Source organism: Dyella sp. (genome assembly GCF_035486915.1).
In the GTDB taxonomy this organism is placed as follows: Bacteria; Pseudomonadota; Gammaproteobacteria; order Xanthomonadales; family Rhodanobacteraceae; genus Dyella_B.
In genome coordinates this window covers 1-3,663 of sequence record NZ_DATHMR010000083.1, presented here as the reverse complement: position 1 = coordinate 3,663, position 3,663 = coordinate 1, and the positions used below count along the sequence as shown (strand labels likewise).

General features: G+C 55.7%; 4 protein-coding genes. All 4 read left to right on the top strand.

What is annotated here, in order from left to right; translation table 11 throughout:
• Positions 1–83: 83 nt before the first annotated feature.
• Positions 84–1,064, top strand: a complete 981-nt coding sequence (locus VK725_RS06790) for a hypothetical protein (protein ID WP_325317300.1) — start codon at positions 84–86, stop codon at positions 1,062–1,064.
• Complete coding sequence (locus tag VK725_RS06785) at positions 1,054–1,824, top strand: formyl transferase (RefSeq protein ID WP_325317299.1); 771 nt, start codon at positions 1,054–1,056, stop codon at positions 1,822–1,824. Before VK725_RS06790 ends, VK725_RS06785 begins: the two co-directional genes overlap by 11 nt.
• A 409-nt stretch (positions 1,825–2,233) precedes the next feature.
• Positions 2,234–2,797 carry a 2'-5' RNA ligase family protein gene (locus VK725_RS06780; protein WP_325317298.1) on the top strand — a complete coding sequence of 188 codons (564 nt, stop codon included), beginning with the start codon at positions 2,234–2,236 and terminating at the stop codon, positions 2,795–2,797.
• Between the two features lie 102 nt (positions 2,798–2,899).
• On the top strand, positions 2,900–3,663 hold a 764-nt coding region (locus VK725_RS06775; protein ID WP_325317297.1), incomplete at its 3' end, for a hypothetical protein.

Below are 3,663 nucleotides of genomic sequence, written 5' to 3'. Positions count from 1 at the left end.
TCGATGGTGCGTCGATACCCGATGTTTTAGGAGTCGACCTGCTTTAGGAGTCGACGTTCTGACTGACGAGGTGTGGCTGATATATGCCGGGCATATTCACTATCTCGCTGGATCTCGAGTTGTACTGGGGTGTGCGCGATAGCCGCAGCTTCAGTGACTACGAAGCCAATCTGCATGGCGAACGCGACGCTATCCGCGGCATCCTCGATCTGTTCCAGGCACACGACGTCCACGCCACGTGGGCCACCATCGGCTTCCTGTTCTTCAAGGATATTGATGAGTTGCGAAAGCATCTGCCTCGCGTGCTGCCCGACTATCGTCGCCATCAGCTTTCGTCCTATCGCTACATTGACGAACACACATGGGGCGACGATGACGTCTACCACTTTGCGCCGGACACCATCGAACTGATCCGCAGTTGTGCCGGGCAGGAGATCGGCACACATACCTTCTCGCACTACTACTGCCTGGAAGAGGGGCAAACTATCGAGTCATTCCGCGCAGACTTGCAAGCTGCGATGGAGGTTGCAGAGGCCAGAGGTATTCCGATCACCAGTTTGGTATTCCCGCGCAATCAGGGAAACCCGGCCTACCTGCCTGTGCTCGACGAACTTCGCATCGCCAGCTATCGAGGAAATGAAAACGCGTCGTTCTATAAGCCGAGGAACAAACAGGGGCAGAGCGCACTGGTGCGCGCTTTGCGTTTGCTCGACGCCTACATCAATCTCAGTGGATACAACACTTACAGTCTGGAGGAATGTGCGCGCAAACGTCCATTCAACATTCCGGCCAGCCGATTCCTGCGCCCGTATTCGCACTCACTCGCATCGCTGGACAGTCTGCGACTGCGCCGCATCAAGCGCGCCATGCGCGACGCTGCAATCGGCAATCGGTTGTTCCACTTATGGTGGCATCCGCACAACTTCGGCGCCGACGTGAAACACAATCTTGCCTTCCTGCAAAACATTCTGGCCTATTACGACCAACTCAATCAGCGCTACGGAATGCAATCGTGCAATATGGGTGAGGTGGCGGTTGTGCTGGAACGCATGCATGTCGGCTAAGGCGCGGATTGTGCTGCTCGCGGGCGATGGATTATCCACACGGGTGATGTATCACGCTCTTCGCGAGGAATTCGACATCGTCGAGGTCATCATCGAGCGCAAACCTTCGGCGCTCAAAATGCTGCGCCATCGCGCACGCAAGCTCGGTATGGCTCAAACATTGGGGCAATTGGGCTTTATCTTGTACAGCCGGTTGCTGGGCAACAGCTCCCATTCGCGCATCGAACAGCTGCTGCATCGTCATGGGCTATCGGACGCGCCGATTCCCGCGCAGGCGATCACGCATGTATCCAGCGCCAACGCGAGCGGCGTAGCGAGTCGTCTGCGGAAGCTTGCGCCCCAAGCAGTGGTGGTGAACGGCACACGCATCCTGTCGAAGAAATTGTTGACTACGGTGAATGCACCTTTCGTCAACACACACATGGGTATTACACCGGCCTATCGCGGCGTGCACGGTGGCTATTGGGCGCTGATCAACGATGACCGCGCGCACTGCGGCGTCACTGTCCATTTGGTGGATGCAGGTGTCGACACTGGCGGCATTCTGTATCAGGCGTTGATCACGCCCGAAGCGGACGACAACTTTGCCACTTACCCGATCCTGCAACTGGTGCAGGGGCTGCCATTGATGAGAGCCGCGTTGCGCGATGTCATCGCTGGCCGTCTTACCCCTCGTGTCAGCGAAGGGCCGTCGCAACAGTGGTATCACCCCACCTTATTCGGATACTGGAAAACGCGACTGCAACGTGGCGTCAAATGAGTGCGTTTTCTCTCTGAGCGTGGTTCAACCTCCGGACTTCGGCGCAATGGTGGAGCATTGTCACGTCGAATCGTTTGGAATTAGAAGCTTTACCAACGAGGAGTGCTGATTGTGAATTTCGTTCTAGAAATCGAATTCAACAGTGATCCTCTTAGCGACCAGCACTTTCCCGTAGGAGACGAGTTAGCCCGAACCCTTGAGGGAAGACGGGGCGGGTTCGATTTTCATAACTAAAACGGTACCAAGTTGGTTTCCTGGCTTCATGTGATAAGCCAATAAGTCAACCGGGCACCGTTTTTCTGTTTCACCGCCCGGGATGGCGCGGTGTGGCATATTTGGCCCATGTGCTACGCGGCGCAAATTGAAGCGAGTTACCGAAAGTTCGAGCACGAGCAAGGGGCCATCATCGATGATTAGCGGGAGTCCGGCACAGTCACTGACGCTATTGGCGCTTCTGTTGCCGGATGCCGACGTCGTGATTGGTGACTTGCGCGATCAATACGACCCATCGACACGGCGAGGCCTGGGTGCGCATATAACGATTCGTTTCGACTGGCTATCCGCCAATCGCATTACCTCTGTGGATCATGATTGCATAGCCTCCATTTGCGCATCTTCTCCTACCATCGTGGTTACTCTTGCAAAGGTCGCGGAGTTCCCGCGTGTTACCTACCTGGAACCCGAGCCTGCGGGTCCCATCGAAGCATTGGCGAAGCGGATCGCGGAACGCTATCCAGCCAGAGCCGATGACCACACGTTCAAGCCCCATGTAACGGTTGGCCGGAAGCTTCCGAGTGAGGACGTCAAGCGTATCGGCAACTTGGCATCGACACGACTAGTGCAGCGAGGGAACATTGTGACCTCGTGCAACGAGCTAACGTTGCTGGTGTCCCGAGATGGCAGGTGGGTTCGCCTGCGCGACTATCCGTTTGGCGCGTATTATCAGCGCGAACTGATCGCCAAATCGGGCTAAAGCAACGGGGTACGTATGGCAGGCGAATACGCGAAAAAAGAAGAGGTCGCAGCTGTAGCGTTGGTGTCCATAGAACGCGCCGCGAATCAGGCGTAAGGGCGCATGGTGAAAGACCGAGTTTCCATCGAAGGTTTAAGTGCCATAACGCCTATCAATGTGAAGGCCCTCTCCAGTCGCGTGCTTTGCACCGGGACCTTTTACACAAGCGGTGTGTGGCAGCTTTGGTTTCCAGATGATGGGCAATTGATCCCTCTTGAGGTCGAATTTTCTGCCGAAGGTCTTTACTTTGGGGACGTCGCCGCACAACCGTACGATCTGCACCTGCGAGCGCTTGATCTGATCGCACAACACGCATCCTTTGAAAAAATACGGCGCCCCTTCGTGGGGATATGCGATGACATCTATAACTTGGCAAGCTCCATGGTCAAGGTCGATAGAGTGATAGCTCACCAAAACGTGGCGGGAGGTCAGGCGACGCGAATGGTGATCACCGAAATCGACTACATGGCCATCCAATGCCGTAGCGTCTTCGACTCCATCCAGAAGGTCATTAGGTTCTTATGGTCTCAGGTGCATCCAGCAGAGGATGAGTCCAAGCCACGATGCGAACTCCCTGAGAGTTTTGGTGACATGGTTCTAAGGAAAGCTTCGGTGCGGACGGCCGAGGAAATTGTCGCTCTCTACGCCATTCCGGAGCCGTTAGCGCTGGTCTATGCACAGCATGCTTCGTTCTTTGCGGATCTAAAGCGCATGCGCGACGTCATCGTGCTCAAATCCTCGCGGGCACCGCCGATCGTCGTCATGGAGGAGGGGGCTTACATCCACCGCACGATTCGTCCGTTTTCATCCATCACCGCGTGGAGGGA

Bases quoted from the DNA above. Each gene is read 5' to 3' on its own strand.
- VK725_RS06790 (WP_325317300.1), top strand. From the start codon at position 84: ATGCCGGGCATATTCACTATCTCGCTGGATCTCGAGTTGTACTGGGGT.
- VK725_RS06780 (WP_325317298.1), top strand. From the start codon at position 2,234: ATGATTAGCGGGAGTCCGGCACAGTCACTGACGCTATTGGCGCTTCTG.
- VK725_RS06785 (WP_325317299.1), top strand. From the start codon at position 1,054: ATGTCGGCTAAGGCGCGGATTGTGCTGCTCGCGGGCGATGGATTATCC.